Raw genomic sequence first — 14,741 nt, 5'->3', positions numbered from 1 at the left:
ACACTGTGCGTAAATGGAAGCGGGTCGAGAGCGCCGGTGGTCCTCGGTTCCGATCGGCTCTGGCCGCCCACGAAGCTGAACTGCTGAGCAGTCTGGTCACGTCGCTGCTGGGGATGCTCGACGATCGCGAGTCGTCCGCGCCGGTCGACGAACTCGCCGAGATCACCGGCATGCGCACGGGCAATTCCACTCCGCCCCAAGACGATACGATGAAGCGGCTGCTGCCCGACTTCTACCGTCCGGCTACCGAGCACCCGGCCGGGTCGGCTACCGCGGAAAGCCTCAACAGCGCCTTGCGCAGCCTTCACGAGCCCGCCATCCTCGACGCCAAACGAGAAGCGGCACAACGCTTGTTGGACACCGTGCCCCCAGGTGGCGGCAAGTTCGAACTGTCCGAGGAGGACGCGCATGCCTGGGCCTCGGCGGTCAACGACGTGCGGTTGGCGCTGGGCACGATGCTCGACGTCGGCTCCGAGGGCCCTGATCGCCTGCCCGGTGACCACCCGATGGCCGGTCACCTCGACGTCTATCAATGGCTCACGGTGCTGCAGGAGTATCTGGTGATCTGCCTGATGGGGCAGCAGCGATGAGCGCTTGCGCGAAGAGCCGAGGGCAGCGATGAGCGCTTGCGCGAAGAGTCGAGTACAGCGATGAGCGCTTGCGCGAAGAGTCGAGTACAGCGATGAGCGCTTGCGCGAAGAGCCGAGTACAGCGATGAGCGGATCGATCACCGACGTCGGCGGTATTCGCGTCGGCCACCACCACGCGATCGACCCCGACGCCGAACTCGGCTCCGGCTGGGCGACCGGAACGACCGTCGTCCTGACCCCGCCGGGGACCGTCGGCGCTGTCGACGGTCGCGGCGGCGCCCCCGGTACCCGCGAGACCGACCTGCTGGATCCGAGCAATTCGGTTCGTCACGTCGACGCCGTCGTGCTCACCGGCGGTAGCGCGTTCGGGCTGGCGGCGGCCGACGGCGTGATGACGTGGCTGGAAGAACAGGACCGCGGCGTGGCCCTGGACGGCGGCGTGGTGCCGATCGTCCCGTCTGCGGTGATCTTCGACCTTCCCGTCGGAGGCTGGAAATGCCGCCCCGATGCGGAGTTCGGATATCGCGCAGCGGCTGCGGCGCGCACGGAGGTCGGCATCGGCACCGTCGGGGCGGGTGTCGGCGCTCGGGCCGGGGTCCTCAAGGGCGGTGTCGGAACCGCGTCGGTCACGCTCGACTCGGGCGTGACCGTCGGCGCGCTCGTCGTGGTGAATTCGGCGGGCGATGTCGTCGACCCCGGCACGGGGCTGCCGTGGCTGGCCTCGCACATCGACGAGTTCGGTCTGGTGGCGCCGCCGGCCGACCAGCGCACCGCCTACGCCGACAGGCACGGTGAGCTCAGCCCGCTGAACACGACGATCGCGGTGGTGGCGACCGACGCTGCACTCAGCAAGGCGGCGTGTCGCCGGGTCGCCGTCGCGGCGCAGGACGGGCTCGCCCGCACGATCAATCCCTGTCACACCCCGCTCGACGGCGACACCGTCTTCGCGCTGGCCACCGGTGCCGTGGAGGTGAACCCCGACCCGACGACCCCGGCATCGATGACCCCCGAACTGCCCCTGGTCACCGCCGTCGGTTCCGCCGCGGCGGAGATCCTGGCGCGCGCGGTCGTGGTCGGAGTGCTGGCCGCCGAGTCGGTCGCAGGAATACCCACATACCGTGGGCTGTTGCCCGGAGCGTTCGAATGAGAGGGACACCTTGCTGACAATCCGTGCCGACCTGGTCGACGCGATGGTGAAGCATGCGCGTGCCGACCATCCGGACGAGGCGTGCGGCATCATCGCCGGACCCGAGGGATCCGATCGCCCTGAGCGGTTCGTCGCCATGGTGAACGCCGAACGATCGCCCACCTTCTACCGCTTCGATTCCGGCGAGCAGCTGAAGGTGTGGCGCTCGATGGACGATGCCGACGAGGCCCCGATCGTCATCTATCACTCGCACACCGCCACCGAGGCATACCCCAGCCGCACCGACATCTCGTACGCGTCCGAACCTGACGCCCACTACGTTCTGGTGTCGACCCGCGACCCCGACAGACACGAGTTGCGCAGCTACCGCATCGTGGACGGGGTGGTCACCGAAGAGCCTGTCACCATCGTCGAGCAGTACTAGAGAAGGAAATCCCCATGTCTGTGACCGTGTCCATCCCCACGATCCTGCGGACCCACACCGGTGGCGAGAAGCGGGTCTCCGCCTCAGGCGAGACCCTGCAGGCGGTGATCACCGACCTCGAAGCCAACTACTCGGGGATCTCGGAGCGGCTCGTCGATAACGGCAAGCTGCACCGGTTCGTCAACATCTACGTCAACGACGAGGACGTGCGCTTCTCTGGTGGGCTGGACACCGCGATCTCCGACGGGGATTCGGTGACGATCCTTCCCGCCGTCGCCGGTGGGTGAGCGACAGGCATGACCCGTCACGAGTCGCTGCTCGATGCCCTCGGTAACACCCCGCTCGTCGGCCTGCCGCGGCTGTCCCCACGCTGGGACGACGCCGCGGACGGCACCCCGCATGTCCGGTTGTGGGCCAAGCTGGAGGACCGCAATCCGACCGGCTCCATCAAGGACCGACCGGCACTGCGCATGATCGAGGACGCCGAGCGCGAAGGCCGGTTGCAGCCGGGAGCAACGATCCTGGAGCCGACGAGCGGGAACACCGGGATCTCGTTGGCGATGGCCGCTCTGATCAAGGGCTACCAGATGATCTGCGTGATGCCGGAGAACACGTCGATCGAGCGCAGACAGCTCCTCGAGCTCTACGGTGCGCGCATCATCTACTCCCCGGCCGAGGGTGGTTCCAACACCGCCGTTGCCCACGCCAAAGAGCTTGCGGCACAGAACCCTTCGTGGGTGATGCTGTATCAGTACGGCAATCCCTCCAACGCGGCCGCGCATTACGACGGCACCGGGCCGGAACTGCTGGCCGACCTCCCCGAGATCACGCACTTCGTGGCGGGCCTCGGTACGACGGGGACGCTGATGGGTACCGGACGCTTCCTGCGCGAGAACGTGCCCGGCGTGCAGATCGTCGCCGCCGAACCGCGGTACGGCGAGGGCGTCTACGCGTTGCGCAACATCGACGAGGGCTTCATCCCCGAGCTGTACGACCCTGACGTGTTGACCACCCGGTTCGCGGTCGGCTCCTACGACGCTGTGAAGCGCACCCGGGAACTGGTCCAGGTGGAGGGCATCTTCGCGGGTATTTCGACGGGCGCGATCCTTCATGCAGCGCTGGGCATGGCGGCCAAGGCGGTCAAGGCGGGGGAGCGCGCCGACATCGCGTTCACCGTGTGTGACGCCGGATGGAAGTATCTGTCGACCGGCGCGTACGCCGGTAGCCTGGATGACGCGGAGGACGCGCTGGAAGGGCAACTTTGGGCATGACGAGCACCGGTGGGTATTCCCCGCTTCCCGCGCAGCCGAAGAAGCGGCCCGCATGGGTGGTCGGCGGGCTCACCATCCTGTCGTTCGTCGCTCTGCTCTACGTCATCGAGGCGTACGACTCCGTCACGGGACATCGCCTCGACAGCAACGGCATTCGGCCGCTGGAAACGGACGGCCTTACCGGCATCCTGTTCGCGCCGTTGCTGCACTCCAACTGGGAACACCTCGCCGCCAACACCGGTCCGGCCTTGGTGCTCGGGTTTTTGATGACGCTGGCGGGTCTGTCGCGGTTCATTTTCGCGACCGCGATCATCTGGATTCTCGGCGGCCTCGGCACCTGGTTGATCGGCAACGTCGGTGCGCCCACCTACTACGGGACGGTCGTGGAGACCAACCACATCGGGGCCTCGGGACTGATCTTCGGCTGGCTGACGTTCCTGATCGTCTTCGGTTTCTTCACCCGCAAGATCTGGGAGATCGTCACCGGGGTTGTCGTGCTGTTGATCTACGGCAGCATTTTGCTCGGCGTCCTGCCGGGCACGTTCGGTGTCTCATGGCAGGGGCACTTGTGCGGCGCCCTGGCCGGGCTGGTGGCGGCATATCTGCTGTCCGGCCCCGAACGCAAGAGCCGGGCACTGCGACGTCCGGTGCGGCCGCCTTCGCTGAACGCATGAGTGCCGAGGCGCCGATCGGAATCTTCGATTCCGGTGTGGGAGGGCTGACGGTGGCCCGTGCGGTCATCGACCAACTGCCCGACGAGGACATCATCTATGTCGGGGACACCGGGAACGGTCCGTACGGGCCGTTGACGATTCCCGAGATTCGGGCACACGCGCTGGCGATCGGGGACGACCTCGCCGAGCGCGGCGTCAAAGCGCTCGTCATCGCATGTAACTCCGCCTCGTCGGCGTGCCTGCGTGACGCCCGGGAGCGCTACGCGCCGATCCCGGTCGTCGAGGTGATCCTTCCCGCGGTGCGCCGGGCGGTCGCCGCCACGCACAACGGACGGATCGGAGTAATCGGCACCGCTGCGACGATCGCGTCCGGTGCCTACCAGGATTCGTTCGCGGCAGCACGCGATATCGAGGTGTTCGGGGTGGCGTGCCCGCGGTTTGTGGACTTCGTCGAGCGCGGTGTGACGAGCGGCCGTCAGGTGCTCGGCCTCGCCGAGGGCTATTTGGAACCCCTGCAGCGAGCCGAGGTCGACACTCTGGTGCTCGGTTGCACGCACTATCCGATGCTGTCGGGTCTCATTCAGCTGGCCATGGGCGATCAGGTGACCCTGGTCTCCAGCGCCGAGGAGACGGCCAAAGACCTCCTGCGTGTGCTTACTGAACGGGAGTTGCTGAAACCGCATCCGGGCGACTCCGCGGTCGCGGCCCGTCGGGTCTTCGAAGCGACGGGCGATCCGGACGCGTTCACCGCGCTCGCCGCCCGCTTCCTCGGACCGACGCTCGACGGTGTCCGGCCCGTTCAGCGTCACGTCGTCAGCCGAACATGACGTTCGTCGCCGAAACCTGCGATGTTTTCGCCATGCTGTTCCCGGGCATGGCAAGCTAGTGAGCGTGCGAATCACCGTACTCGGTTGTTCCGGCAGTGTCGTCGGTCCTGATTCGCCCGCGTCCGGATATCTCGTCACCGCGCCCGACACCCCGCCTCTGGTTCTCGACTTCGGGGGTGGTGTCCTTGGCGCACTGCAGCGTCATGCGGATCCGAACTCCGTTCACGTGTTGTTGTCCCATCTGCACGCCGACCATTGCCTGGATTTGCCCGGGCTGTTCGTCTGGCGCCGCTATCACCCCACCCCGGCCCAGGAGCGTGGTGTCGTCTACGGACCGGCCAACACCTGGGCGCGCCTGGGCGCCGCATCGTCGCCCGAGGGCGGCGAGATCGACGACTTCACCGACATCTTCGAAATCCGGCACTGGGTCGACAACCAGGCCGTCGAGATCGGCTCGCTGACCGTTCTGGCCCGTCAGGTATGCCACCCCACCGAGTCCTACGGCATGCGTATCACCGATCCGTCGGGTGCCACCCTCGTCTACAGCGGTGACACCGGGTATTGCGATCAACTCATCGAATTGGCGCGCGACGCCGACGTCTTCCTGTGCGAGGCGTCGTGGACGCATTCGCCGTCCCGTCCGCCGCGGCTGCATCTCTCGGGCACCGAGGCCGGACGGGCGGCCGCCCGCGCGGGCGTCCGCGAGCTGCTGTTGACCCACATCCCGCCCTGGACGTCGCGAGAAGACGTCATCAGCGAGGCGAAGGCGGAGTTCGACGGACCCGTGCACGCCGTGGTGTGTAACGAGACCTTCGAGGTCTCCCGTTCTTGAGACTTGCCTCCGTTGGCCGGCTCAACCGACGTGTCCGGACGACCGGCTAGGGTTGGCCCGTGTCCAGACGAGAAGACGGCCGCCTCGACGACGAATTGCGCCCGGTCACCCTCACACGCGGTTTCACCACCCATCCTGCGGGTTCAGTGCTGGTGGAGTTCGGTCAGACGCGGGTCATGTGTACGGCGAGTGTCACAGAAGGCGTGCCCCGCTGGCGTAAAGGTTCAGGCCAGGGCTGGCTGACCGCCGAGTACGCGATGCTGCCCGCCGCCACGCACGACCGCTCGGACCGGGAATCGGTCAAGGGCCGTGTGGGTGGACGCACGCAGGAGATCAGCCGTCTGGTCGGCCGGTCGCTGCGCGCGTGCATCGACCTGGGCGCGCTGGGAGAGAACACCATCGCGATCGACTGCGACGTCCTTCAGGCCGACGGCGGAACCCGCACTGCCGCCATCACGGGCGCGTACGTCGCCCTGTCCGACGCCGTCACCTACCTGGGCGCGGCGGGCAAACTGTCCGACCCGCGCCCGCTGTCCTGCGCGATCGCCGCGGTCAGCGTCGGCGTCGTCGACGGCCGCGTCCGTGTCGACCTGCCCTACACCGAAGACTCGCGCGCCGAGGTGGACATGAACGTCGTCGCCACCGACACCGGCACGCTCGTCGAGATCCAGGGCACCGGCGAAGGTGCGACGTTCCCGCGATCAACCCTGGACAAGATGCTCGACGCGGCGATGGCGGCGTGCGATCAGCTCTTCGAGATTCAGCGCGCCGCGCTGGAGCTGCCGTACCCGGGAGTGTTGCCCGAGTCTGGCGAGCCTGCGAAAAAGGCGTTCGGAAGCTGACCCGCTTACTGGTCGCGTCGCGCAACCCGAAGAAGCTGGCCGAGCTGCGACGCGTGCTCGACGCGGCCGGCCTTTCGGGGTTGACGCTGTTGTCGCTCGACGATGTGCCCCCGTTCGACGAAGCACCGGAGACGGGTGCGACGTTCGAGGAGAACGCGTTGGCCAAGGCCCGCGATGCCTACACCGCGACGCGCCTGCCATCTGTGGCCGACGATTCGGGCATCGAAGTGGATGCACTCAACGGGATGCCGGGAGTTCTCAGCGCGCGATGGTCAGGGCGCCACGGTGACGATCCTGCGAACACGGAGTTGCTCCTGGGCCAGATGCGCGACGTACCGGCAGAGCGCAGGGGCGCGGCGTTCGTTTCGGCATGCGCAGTGGTGTTCGGGCCCCGTGAGGCGGACTCGGCGGTGGTCCGCGGGGAGTGGCCGGGCAGCATCGTCGACGAACCGCGCGGCGACGGCGGGTTCGGTTACGACCCGGTCTTCCTGCCGGCAGGCTCGGACAGGACGGCCGCCGAGCTGAGCCCCGCGGAAAAGGACGCCGCATCGCACCGGGGCAGAGCACTCGCGGCACTGCTGCCTTCTCTGCGCGCACTGCTCTGAGGGCGGGTCACGCGGTGCAACAGCCAGGCCACCGGAACCGTGATGGCCAGGGTCGCGACGATGAGGCCGGGCATTGATCCGGTGAACAGCGGCCAGCGCAGCACCATGTTCATCGTGAGTGCCATGACCACGACGTGCACCAGGAAGATTTCGTAGGAGATCTCGCCCAGCCACACCATCGGCCTGCTCGCGAGCACCCGCGCGTAGGAATCGCGTCCGAGCGCGGCGGGGGCGACCGCCAGCGTCGCGATCGCCGCGTACAGCAGCGACTTGACCACCGGCGTCCATTCCGGATCGGGTCCGGCCAACGTGCCAGCGAGCGAGGTGGACACCGTGAGGTAGAGCGCGGCAGCGACGGGGATGGCGACGATCGCGGGACAGCGTGCACCCGTTGTCTCAAGGACGGCCAGCGCCATGCCGCCGGCGAACCAGGCCAGATGAGCGGGCAGCCACATGCCCGCCGAGTTGGGCAGAAGATCAAGGGCGGGTACGGCGAGGATCCAGATCGGCGACATCGCGGCAAGCATTGCGATGCCGGCCAAGGCCAGGCGAGGTCGCCACTGTCCCCGACACAAGACGCCCAAGATCAGGAACGCCATCGCAGGCAACGCGACGTAGAACGACACCTCGACCGCCAGGCTCCACATCTGGGAAAGTCCGGGGTGCAGCATCGTCGCCAGGTAGTTGTCTTCATAGATCTGCGTGAACGTCAGATGTCGCAGCAATCCATGCCAGGTCTGGCCGGGATTGGGCCCCGGAGTGAAGACGGTGTAGATCTCGAATGCCGCGATCACCGTGATCACGTAGGCCGGCACGATGCGGCGGAACCTCTTCCAGCCGTAGCGGCTGACCGATGGCGCGCGCTCGCCGTTCGCGGCGGCGCGCACCCACGGGCGGAACAGCAGAAAGCCGGAGAGCACGAAGAAGATGGCGACGCCGATCTCGAGGCGCGCGTACATCGTGCCGAGGTAGCCGTGCGTGAGGTATCCGGTCGCGAACGCCGCGTGGGTGCTGACGACAAGGAGGGCCGCCACGGCGCGCAGGCCGGTCAGTGCGGGGTCGCGAGGGAGTGCAACGCGGCGCGGACCTGCCGGGGCGGCGCCGCAGCGCTCGCCGAGGCTGGCTGACATCGAGTTCGAGTGTAGCTACGAACGCGGTTTTCGCCCCTGGCTAGATGCCGAACTGTTCTCTGATGCTCTGAGTCTGGAAATGCTCGACGATGATGCCGACGAGTGGGATCGTGCCGGCCAGCAGAACCCCGACCGTCTTGGCGATCGGCCACCGGACCTTCACTGCCAGATTCGCAGTGAAGAGCAGGTAGACGAAGTACACCCAGCCGTGGACAACGGCGATCCAGCCCAGTGAGTCGTCGTTGAAGCCGTACTTCATCACCATCTCGTAGCAGAGCGCGATCAGCCACAGGCCAGTCGCCCAGGCCAGGACGCGGTAGCCGGTGAGCGCTTTGCGGATCGATTCGACGGGCGTGATGGGGGCGGGGGATTCGGGTGCGGTCACGTACCGGTTCCTCTGTGTCTACTGGTGCTTGTTGTCTTCGGCGTCGGCTTTGGCCAGGTCGGCCAGGTAGGCGTTGTATTCGCGCAAGGTCGCGTCGGCGTCGTCGGCCGCATCTGTCTTGGGTCGTTCGGGCAGCAGCCCGGCGGGAATCTCAGTGACAGTGTCCTGCGCGTGTGGCTCGGGCGGGGCCTCTTCGTAGCGCACGAACTTGAAATAAGCGTAGAAGCAAAAGCCGGCGAACAGTGGCCACTGCATGGCGTAGCCCAGATTCTGGAAATCGCCGGAACTGGACTCCCAGCGCGTCCACTGCCACCACGCAAGGGCGAGGCAGCCGAGGGCGGCGGCGGTCACCAAAAGGATGAGCGCCGGCCTCCTACGTCTTGTAGTGGACACTCGTCAACGGTACCGCGCGACCTCGCGATCAGTGCTCGTCGCCGTCGCCAGGGCCAAGCGCGGGGCGCATTCCGACAAATTCGGATTGGTACGATCGCAGCCGTTGCGGGCGTGGCGTAATGGCAGCCGCGCGGGTTTTAGGTGCCCGTGTTCGAAAGAACGTGTGGGTTCGAGTCCCACCGCCCGCACCAAGGTTCGACGGTACAGGTCCCTTCGCGGCCTCGGAAGCCCACAGCGTGTCGCTGAGGGTGAGAACCATTGTGCGACAGTTGTTTCCAGGATGTCGCTAGATGAGGGTCTCCCTGGGGAATGCGGTCAAGATCGTCGCAACCAGATAGCGTGCGGCACTTCCGGCCACCAGCGGCTCATGCGCCACCAGCGGATTGTTGGCAATGAACCGGCGGATGTGATCGATCACGTCGGCGGCCTGCTGCCCGGCGGACGGGGTGATCGGATCCGAAAACCGTTTCAGCGCCGCGCCGCAGAGGGGGGCCGCGCCGTCCAGCGACGCCATCTCGTCGAGTAGCGAGGGGGCAAAGGAGACCAGGTCGCACCGAGCCTCTTTCATCACCACGGTCATCGGCACGCCGTCGGCCACGACGGCCACCATGTCTCCACGCCCAAAGGTTCTGCGGGATTCACCGGCGGTGAACTCGACGACGCCGGCGCGGATCCGGCAGATCATGATTCCTTGCGGCGCATCCACGTCGTAGCGGACGTCGGAGGTGATGTCGGCGTCGTCAAGCGTCATCGGCCCCACCCGCGTACGCCAGATCCGGATCCAAGGCTGCACGTCAGGAGCCGCCCGCGCGATGCGCATACGGCCGTATTCCAGCCCCAGAACCGTCGCAGCGACGTCGAGATCGGAGGTGTTGACGAGGTAGGTGCCCGCCAGCTCCATGCGCCCCCTCTTCGATCCGCGCCTGCTCAGCCCGCTCGATATTGACGAAAAGGTATATTACGCACAGCTAAGTAGTTGAGCGCGACGAACGACTCACAGACTGCAAATGCGGACGTCCGAGTCGGGGGATTGCGTGAATTGGACTCACCGATAAAGCGCAGGCCACCGGCGGTGGAGCAGATCAGGCCGAAGCTTCGTTGCCCTGGGGTGTCGACTCCGTGGCCTGTGTCGTGAAACACAGGATGCTTGCCGCGAAACTCACGAGGGCAACTGCTCCGGCGAAAATGGCGATCATCGGCTCTGCGAGTCCCCAACTGGCGAGGGCAAACGCCACAGAGATGATTGCCGTGATGATGAGAAAGAGCCCGGTGGTGGCGACCGTCTCGTGGAACGGATCGTCAGAGGTGGGGGTTCCTTCGGCCATCTCGGCCATGGGTTCTCCTTCTCGACAAACGATTGGGTTGCGCGGTAACTGACACCGGTGTTACCCGGCGGACCCTCTGCGAAACCTGATCAGCCGCGTTGCACACGTGGTGATCTCACTCACTGCGGCGCGACGTGGTGGCTCTTGGCACTGGCAGTGCCGGGCCAGCTCGTCGTCTGCAACCATGGCGAGTAATCCGCTGAATACGGGGGACACGATTCTCATGAGCGATCTGCACTATCTGGATTTGCACGGCGACCGCGTCGCCTATCGAGACGCCGGGTCCGGCGGAGAGGGGCGCGAAACGCTGCTGCTTCTCCACGGGATGGCCGGAAGCTCGGAAACGTGGCGATCGGTGATTCCGCAGCTGTCGAAGCGCTGTCGCGTCATCGCCCCTGATCTGCTGGGCCACGGCCAATCTGCCAAGCCGAGGGGCGACTATTCGCTCGGCGCTTTCGCCGTGTGGCTGCGCGACCTACTCGATGAGCTCGGTATCTCGCGGGTCACCGTCGTGGGTCAGTCACTGGGCGGCGGTGTCGCAATGCAGTTCGTCTACCAACATCCTGACTACTGCAGGCGGCTCGTGCTCATCAGCAGTGGCGGGCTCGGTCAGGACGTTGGGTGGACGCTTCGCCTGTTGTCGGCCCCCGGCGCCGAATTGCTGATGCCCGCGATCGCGCCGCCCCCGGTGGTGCGGCTCGGCGACAAAGTGCGGTCGTGGTTCTCCGCGGCCAACATCCAGTCGCCGCGAGGCGCCGAGATGTGGAGCGCGTATTCATCGCTGTCGGACGCCAAGACCCGCCACGCTTTCCTCCGCACCCTGCGGTCGGTCGTGGACTATCGCGGGCAGGCGGTGAGTGCGCTGAACCGGCTGCATCTGACGTCGGAACTGCCCCTCCTGGTCATCTGGGGTGACCAGGACCGCATCATCCCGGTCGAGCACGGCTACGCGCTCGCCGAGATGCGGCCGGGCTGCCGGCTCGAGGTACTTCCCGGTGTCGGACATTTCCCGCACGTGGAGAAGCCGAACGAGGTGGTGGACCTCATCGAGGACTTCGTGGCAACGACGTCCAATGACACCACCTCGACGGCGATCGGCCGATCGCCCATCGTCTGACGGGCTCACCGTCTCCTGACGGTCAATCCGTGGCGCTCAGCCAACGACCTCAACTGTTTGAGGGCGAATTGACGGTTGCGGCCACCTTCGGGCAGCACTATGCCTGCCCACAAACCCACTGCGCCGGGTGTGACGCATGCTTCTCGGGCGCACTGCCACCGGCGCGGACAGGCGCGGCACAACGCTTTGGCGCCGTCGTCGGCCGTCGTGGTCCAGCGGTCGGGATCCCGTGTGCACGGCGCAGTCCACGGTTCCTCGTCGATCGATAGCGGATACATGGACCCCCGTTCCCCTCCGTAGTTGGCGATACGCTTGTATCGTAAGGGCGATACATGCGTATTGGCTAACGTGCCTGGAAGCGACGTTGTCTAACGTGGCCACTGTGCTACCTGAGTCAAACCGGCTGCGCGCCGGCGAACCGCGCACCATCGAGCGAATTCGCGCGGCGGCATTGCGGAGCTTCGGCGAGCACGGCGCTGCCGCGACGACGATGAGGGGTGTCGCCGCGGGGGCGGGCGTTTCGCTCGGGCTGGTGCAACACCATTTCGCCACCAAGGCCGGGCTGACCAAAGCTGTCGACGACTACGTCGTCGACTTGCTCGTCACGACGATGTCGCGGCCGCTGCCCGAGCCTCCCATCGATTCAGTGGCCGAGATCGGCGATCGAGTCACTTGGCTCTTTTCCGAGTATCCGGACATGACCGCGTATGTGGGCCGCGCACTCGCCGACGGCAGTGCGGTGGGAGTGCGGATCTTCGACACCCTTTTCGCCGTTGGTGTCGCGCGGTGGCAGCAGCGGATCGAGCGAGGCGAGGTCCGCCCGGACATCGACGTCACCTGGGCGGCGATCAACGGTCTGGTGCTCGCGCTCGGCGCGATCAGCCTCAAGCCCCACCTTGACCGGCATCTCGCCGAACCGCTCACCTCGCCGGCTCAGCTGGAGCGTTGGCAGCGCGCCGTCGACTCATTGCTGCGCGAAGGGTTGTTCCGTCGTCCCGATGCGGAGTAGCGCTCAATCTGCGTTGCCGGCAACCCTTTTGCGATAAGCAGACGGCGTCTCGCCGCAGAATTGCGCGAACGCGCGCGTGAACGAGCTGACGCTGTCGAAGCCGACCGCCGTCGCGGTCTCCTGAACCGACTGGGTGGGTGCGGCGAGCAGTGCCATCGCGCGCAGCATCCGCGCGTGCAGCAGGTACGTCCGCCACGGCAGGCCGAGCGTATCGGCGAAGAGGCGGCGCAATGTCCGCTCCGACACCGAGACAGCGCGGCTGACCTCGTCGGAGGTGACGGTGTCGAGGTGCGCCTTGGTGTAGTCCATCGCGGCGGCCACGATCGGATTGTCCGACGTCGGCAGGCTCAGCGGCGCTTCGTGGTCGAGAGCCTCGGACACCAGTGCCGCGAGCGTTCGAAAAAATCCATCGGAGGTTTCGTCCCCGCGGGCCCTGTCGATCGGCCACCGCAGCGCGTAGATCATCATTTCGCGAATCAGCGGCGAGACTGCGAGGATTCGCGCTCGGTTGCCCCCGTAGGGGATCAGCGTTCTGTCGAACATCACGGCGACGGTCTTGACGTCAGGATTCATCACAGCCTGGTGTTCGAGTCCGGCCGGGATCCACGCGGCCTGCTGAGGCGGCAGCAGATAGTGGGCCGAATCGGTCTCGACCTCGACCACCCCGTGCAGCGCGTACTCGATCTGATGGACCTCGTGCGAGTGCCATCCGGTGATCAGCGCGTCGCCCTCGTACAGATAGCTGCCCCCGAGCGCGCACCCGCCACGGCGAAGTTCGATCACGCGGCGGGGCATCTTGGCCGTTTCAGACAAGAGCTTGTCCGAAGACGCGGAGACGGTCACGCCTTCAGACGGTACTACTGGAGGCAGATGAACACCGCGGACGTGAGGAGCAGAGATGAATAAAGACGACATGATCCTGGTGAGCATCGACGACCACGTTGTCGAGCCGCCCGACATGTTCCTGCGTCACGTCCCGGCGAAGTACAAGGAGGAGGCTCCGATCGTCGTGACCGACGAGAAGGGCGTCGACCAGTGGATGTACCAGGGGCGCCCGCAAGGCGTCAGCGGCCTCAACGCGGTCGTGTCCTGGCCTGCCGAGGAGTGGGGTCGTGATCCCGCGGGATTCGCGGAGATGCGACCCGGCGTCTACGACGTCCACGAGCGGGTCCGCGACATGAATCGCAACGGAATTCTCGCCTCGATGTGCTTCCCGACTTTCACCGGCTTCTCGGCCCGTCATCTGAACATGCACCGCGAAGAGGCCACCCTGGTCATGGTCTCGGCGTACAACGACTGGCACATCGACGAATGGGCCGGCTCTTACCCGGACCGCTTCATCCCTATCGCGATCCTGCCGACGTGGAACCCGGAAGCCATGTGCCGGGAGATCCGCCGGGTCGCGGCCAAAGGATGCCGCGCGGTCACGATGCCGGAACTGCCGCATCTGGAGGGCCTGCCCAGTTATTTCGACGAAAACTACTGGGGCCCGGTGTTCCAGACACTCTCCGAAGAGAACGTCGTCATGTGTCTGCACATCGGCACGGGCTTCGGCGCGATCTCGATGGCCAAGGACGCGCCGATCGACAACCTGATCATCCTCGCCACACAGGTGTCGGCCATGTGCGCGCAGGATCTGCTGTGGGGCCCTGCCATGCGCAACTACCCGGACCTGAAGTTCGCGTTCTCCGAAGGCGGAATCGGCTGGATCCCCTTCTATCTCGACCGCAGCGACCGCCACTACACCAACCAGAAGTGGCTGCGCCGCGACTTCGGCGACAAGCTGCCCAGCGATGTGTTCCGTGAGCACTCGCTGGCCTGCTACGTCACGGACAAGACGTCACTGAAGCTGCGCCACGAAATCGGCATCGACAACATCGCGTGGGAGTGCGACTACCCCCACTCGGACTGCTTCTGGCCGGATGCGCCCGAGCAGGTGCTGGCCGAGCTGAACGCCGCCGGCGCTTCGGATTCCGACATCAACAAGATCACCTGGGAGAACTCGTGCCGGTTCTTCGGCTGGGATCCGTTCAAGCTGACGCCGAAGGATCAGGCCACCGTCGGCGCACTGCGCGTCAAAGGAGCTGACGTCGACGTGTCGATCCGGCCGCGCGCCGAGTGGGCTCGCATGTACGACGAAAAGCAGTTCGCACGAGCCTGATTCACGAAT

The 14,741-nt window shown here is 66.1% G+C and carries 19 protein-coding genes, 1 tRNA gene and 1 pseudogene; 14 read left to right on the top strand and 7 right to left on the bottom strand.

Annotated elements, in window-relative coordinates; translation table 11 throughout:
* The first annotated feature begins 5 nt into the window (after window positions 1–5).
* The 10 genes from aosR to rdgB all read left to right on the top strand — a co-directional run bounded on the left by aosR (window position 6) and on the right by rdgB (window position 7,212).
* A complete protein-coding gene (gene aosR, locus AWC12_RS25540) occupies window positions 6–590 on the top strand; it encodes an oxidative stress transcriptional regulator AosR (RefSeq protein ID WP_085177875.1) in 585 nt (194 codons plus the stop codon).
* A 124-nt stretch (window positions 591–714) separates the two neighbouring features.
* Complete coding sequence (locus AWC12_RS25535; protein ID WP_085177874.1) at window positions 715–1,737, top strand: P1 family peptidase; 1,023 nt, start codon at window positions 715–717, stop codon at window positions 1,735–1,737.
* 10 nt (window positions 1,738–1,747) lie between these two features.
* Window positions 1,748–2,161, top strand: coding sequence for a M67 family metallopeptidase (locus tag AWC12_RS25530; protein ID WP_085177873.1), 414 nt, complete (start codon window positions 1,748–1,750; stop codon window positions 2,159–2,161).
* A gap of 14 nt (window positions 2,162–2,175) precedes the next feature.
* Window positions 2,176–2,448, top strand: a complete 273-nt coding sequence (locus AWC12_RS25525) for a MoaD/ThiS family protein (RefSeq protein ID WP_024449525.1) — start codon at window positions 2,176–2,178, stop codon at window positions 2,446–2,448.
* A 9-nt stretch (window positions 2,449–2,457) separates the two neighbouring features.
* Window positions 2,458–3,432 carry a cysteine synthase gene (locus AWC12_RS25520; RefSeq protein ID WP_085177872.1) on the top strand — a complete coding sequence of 325 codons (975 nt, stop codon included), beginning with the start codon at window positions 2,458–2,460 and terminating at the stop codon, window positions 3,430–3,432.
* Window positions 3,429–4,106, top strand: coding sequence for a rhomboid family intramembrane serine protease (locus AWC12_RS25515; RefSeq protein WP_085177871.1), 678 nt, complete (start codon window positions 3,429–3,431; stop codon window positions 4,104–4,106). The genes AWC12_RS25520 and AWC12_RS25515 overlap by 4 nt, the downstream gene beginning before the upstream one ends.
* Window positions 4,103–4,933, top strand: a complete 831-nt coding sequence (gene murI / locus AWC12_RS25510; RefSeq protein WP_024449522.1) for a glutamate racemase — start codon at window positions 4,103–4,105, stop codon at window positions 4,931–4,933. The genes AWC12_RS25515 and murI overlap by 4 nt, the downstream gene beginning before the upstream one ends.
* Window positions 4,934–4,991: 58 nt before the next feature.
* Complete coding sequence (locus tag AWC12_RS25505; RefSeq protein ID WP_085177870.1) at window positions 4,992–5,765, top strand: cyclic nucleotide-degrading phosphodiesterase; 774 nt, start codon at window positions 4,992–4,994, stop codon at window positions 5,763–5,765.
* A 59-nt stretch (window positions 5,766–5,824) separates the two neighbouring features.
* Window positions 5,825–6,607 carry a ribonuclease PH gene (rph, locus tag AWC12_RS25500; RefSeq protein ID WP_024449520.1) on the top strand — a complete coding sequence of 261 codons (783 nt, stop codon included), beginning with the start codon at window positions 5,825–5,827 and terminating at the stop codon, window positions 6,605–6,607.
* On the top strand, window positions 6,604–7,212 hold the full coding sequence (gene rdgB / locus AWC12_RS25495) for an RdgB/HAM1 family non-canonical purine NTP pyrophosphatase (protein ID WP_085177894.1): 609 nt from the start codon (window positions 6,604–6,606) through the stop codon (window positions 7,210–7,212). The genes rph and rdgB overlap by 4 nt, the downstream gene beginning before the upstream one ends.
* A 26-nt stretch (window positions 7,213–7,238) precedes the next feature.
* Here the strand turns inward: rdgB and AWC12_RS25490 are convergent.
* The 3 genes and pseudogenes from AWC12_RS25490 to AWC12_RS25480 form a co-directional block, all read right to left on the bottom strand.
* A pseudogene (locus AWC12_RS25490) lies at window positions 7,239–8,342 on the bottom strand (acyltransferase family protein); the annotation flags it as partial.
* A gap of 40 nt (window positions 8,343–8,382) precedes the next feature.
* Window positions 8,383–8,727 carry a DUF3817 domain-containing protein gene (locus AWC12_RS25485; protein ID WP_024449518.1) on the bottom strand — a complete coding sequence of 115 codons (345 nt, stop codon included), beginning with the start codon at window positions 8,725–8,727 and terminating at the stop codon, window positions 8,383–8,385.
* 18 nt (window positions 8,728–8,745) lie between these two features.
* Complete coding sequence (locus tag AWC12_RS25480; protein ID WP_085177869.1) at window positions 8,746–9,120, bottom strand: hypothetical protein; 375 nt, start codon at window positions 9,118–9,120, stop codon at window positions 8,746–8,748.
* Window positions 9,121–9,225: 105 nt separating this feature from the next.
* On the opposite strand from AWC12_RS25480, the gene AWC12_RS25475 reads away from it, so the two are divergent.
* Window positions 9,226–9,311, top strand: a tRNA-Leu gene (locus AWC12_RS25475).
* A 95-nt stretch (window positions 9,312–9,406) separates the two neighbouring features.
* Here AWC12_RS25475 and AWC12_RS25470 read toward each other — a convergent pair.
* Window positions 9,407–10,021 (bottom strand): hypothetical protein, encoded by a 615-nt coding sequence (locus AWC12_RS25470; protein WP_085177868.1) that lies wholly within the window; start codon window positions 10,019–10,021, stop codon window positions 9,407–9,409.
* 181 nt (window positions 10,022–10,202) lie between these two features.
* A complete protein-coding gene (locus AWC12_RS25465) occupies window positions 10,203–10,454 on the bottom strand; it encodes a hypothetical protein (protein WP_085177867.1) in 252 nt (83 codons plus the stop codon).
* Between the two features lie 214 nt (window positions 10,455–10,668).
* Between AWC12_RS25465 and AWC12_RS25460 the strand changes: the two genes are divergently transcribed.
* A complete protein-coding gene (locus AWC12_RS25460; protein WP_085177866.1) occupies window positions 10,669–11,562 on the top strand; it encodes an alpha/beta fold hydrolase in 894 nt (297 codons plus the stop codon).
* 5 nt (window positions 11,563–11,567) lie between these two features.
* Here AWC12_RS25460 and AWC12_RS25455 read toward each other — a convergent pair whose 3' ends face one another.
* Complete coding sequence (locus AWC12_RS25455) at window positions 11,568–11,840, bottom strand: WhiB family transcriptional regulator (RefSeq protein ID WP_085177865.1); 273 nt, start codon at window positions 11,838–11,840, stop codon at window positions 11,568–11,570.
* 95 nt (window positions 11,841–11,935) lie between these two features.
* Between AWC12_RS25455 and AWC12_RS25450 the strand changes: the two genes are divergently transcribed.
* Entirely contained in the window at window positions 11,936–12,571 is a 636-nt protein-coding gene (locus AWC12_RS25450) for a TetR/AcrR family transcriptional regulator (RefSeq protein WP_110808748.1), read from the top strand.
* A 3-nt stretch (window positions 12,572–12,574) separates the two neighbouring features.
* Here AWC12_RS25450 and AWC12_RS25445 read toward each other — a convergent pair whose 3' ends face one another.
* The gene (locus AWC12_RS25445; protein ID WP_085177864.1) at window positions 12,575–13,414 is read right to left on the bottom strand and encodes an AraC family transcriptional regulator; all 840 of its coding nucleotides are present in this window, start codon (window positions 13,412–13,414) and stop codon (window positions 12,575–12,577) included.
* Window positions 13,415–13,469: 55 nt separating this feature from the next.
* On the opposite strand from AWC12_RS25445, the gene AWC12_RS25440 reads away from it, so the two are divergent.
* Window positions 13,470–14,732: an amidohydrolase family protein gene (locus tag AWC12_RS25440; RefSeq protein WP_085177863.1), complete on the top strand. Its 1,263-nt coding sequence runs from the start codon at window positions 13,470–13,472 to the stop codon at window positions 14,730–14,732.
* Window positions 14,733–14,741: the final 9 nt, after the last annotated feature.

This window comes from Mycolicibacterium iranicum (genome assembly GCF_002101705.1).
GTDB classification, from domain to species: domain Bacteria; phylum Actinomycetota; class Actinomycetes; order Mycobacteriales; family Mycobacteriaceae; genus Mycobacterium; species Mycobacterium iranicum.
Note: the sequence above shows the minus strand (reverse complement) of the source record. Positions and strands in the feature narration are given on the sequence as shown.

Excerpts from the sequence above, each read along its gene's own strand:
- AWC12_RS25525 (WP_024449525.1), top strand. The coding sequence starts at position 2,176 with ATGTCTGTGACCGTGTCCATCCCCACGATCCTGCGGACCCACACCGGT.
- AWC12_RS25535 (WP_085177874.1), top strand. The coding sequence starts at position 715 with ATGAGCGGATCGATCACCGACGTCGGCGGTATTCGCGTCGGCCACCAC.
- AWC12_RS25470 (WP_085177868.1), bottom strand. The coding sequence starts at position 10,021 with ATGGAGCTGGCGGGCACCTACCTCGTCAACACCTCCGATCTCGACGTC.
- AWC12_RS25465 (WP_085177867.1), bottom strand. The coding sequence starts at position 10,454 with ATGGCCGAGATGGCCGAAGGAACCCCCACCTCTGACGATCCGTTCCAC.
- murI (WP_024449522.1), top strand. The coding sequence starts at position 4,103 with ATGAGTGCCGAGGCGCCGATCGGAATCTTCGATTCCGGTGTGGGAGGG.
- AWC12_RS25460 (WP_085177866.1), top strand. The coding sequence starts at position 10,669 with ATGAGCGATCTGCACTATCTGGATTTGCACGGCGACCGCGTCGCCTAT.
- AWC12_RS25455 (WP_085177865.1), bottom strand. The coding sequence starts at position 11,840 with ATGTATCCGCTATCGATCGACGAGGAACCGTGGACTGCGCCGTGCACA.
- AWC12_RS25520 (WP_085177872.1), top strand. The coding sequence starts at position 2,458 with ATGACCCGTCACGAGTCGCTGCTCGATGCCCTCGGTAACACCCCGCTC.
- AWC12_RS25440 (WP_085177863.1), top strand. The coding sequence starts at position 13,470 with ATGAATAAAGACGACATGATCCTGGTGAGCATCGACGACCACGTTGTC.
- AWC12_RS25515 (WP_085177871.1), top strand. The coding sequence starts at position 3,429 with ATGACGAGCACCGGTGGGTATTCCCCGCTTCCCGCGCAGCCGAAGAAG.